Source organism: Kocuria subflava (assembly GCF_012163155.1).
Classification (GTDB): domain Bacteria; phylum Actinomycetota; class Actinomycetes; order Actinomycetales; family Micrococcaceae; genus Kocuria; species Kocuria subflava.
The window spans coordinates 1-774 of the sequence record NZ_JAAVUN010000109.1; the positions used below are offsets into that span (position 1 = coordinate 1).

Below are 774 nucleotides of genomic sequence, written 5' to 3' on the forward strand. Positions count from 1 at the left end.
TTCTTGCTGCGCCCCCTGTCGTGGAGCTCCGAGGCCCGGCCGCTTTGCTGTGCGCGGGCAGCCCCGAAGAGCGCTCGGTCAGTACCTCGATCCGGCCACCGGCAGGTGCTCGAGCAATGCCAGGTCCTCGTCGTCCAACTCGACCTCCACGGCCCGAGCGTTCTCGGCCAGGTGTTCCAGGGAGCTCGTCCCCGGGATCGGCAGGGACACGCCCCCGGCACGGGCGGGCAGCATGGTCCAGGCAATCGCCACGGCTGCCATCGGAACACCGTGCTTTGCCGCCACGCTCCGGATCGGCGGCAGTACCACGTCGTCGGTGGTGGCCCTGGCCTCATCCCTGAACCGTGGATTGCGCGCACGGAAATCCCCCGCCGGGAACTGACGTCCACCCAGTGCGCCGGTGAGGTACCCGCGGCCCACCGGTGAGAAGGGAACGAACACCGCGCCGTTGTCCCGGCACCAGCCGATCACGTCGCCGGCAGGGTCACCGTCCGAGGTGTGGCCGGACCCGTCGGGGTCGCGGGTCCAGAGGGAGTATTCGGACTGGACCGCGGCCACGGGGTGGATCGCCTGGGCGCGCTGCAACTGCTCCACGGAGACCTCGGAGAGCCCGATGCTGCGCACCTTCCCCGATGTCACAAGTTCCGTCATGGCACCCCAGGTGTCCTCGAGCGGCACCTCCGGATCGATGCGGTGCACGTAGTAGAGGTCGATGACCTCTGCCCGCAGTCGCCTCAGGCTGTCGTCGGTCGCGGTGGGGATGTATTCCGGGTC

The 774-nt window shown here is 69.3% G+C and carries 1 protein-coding gene; it reads right to left on the reverse strand.

Going from position 1 to position 774, the window contains the following annotated elements; all coding sequences use genetic code 11:
* Nucleotides 1-78: 78 nt before the first annotated feature.
* The coding region (locus tag GTW58_RS13225) for an aldo/keto reductase (protein ID WP_168023574.1) at nucleotides 79-774 on the reverse strand (696 nt) is incomplete at its 5' end.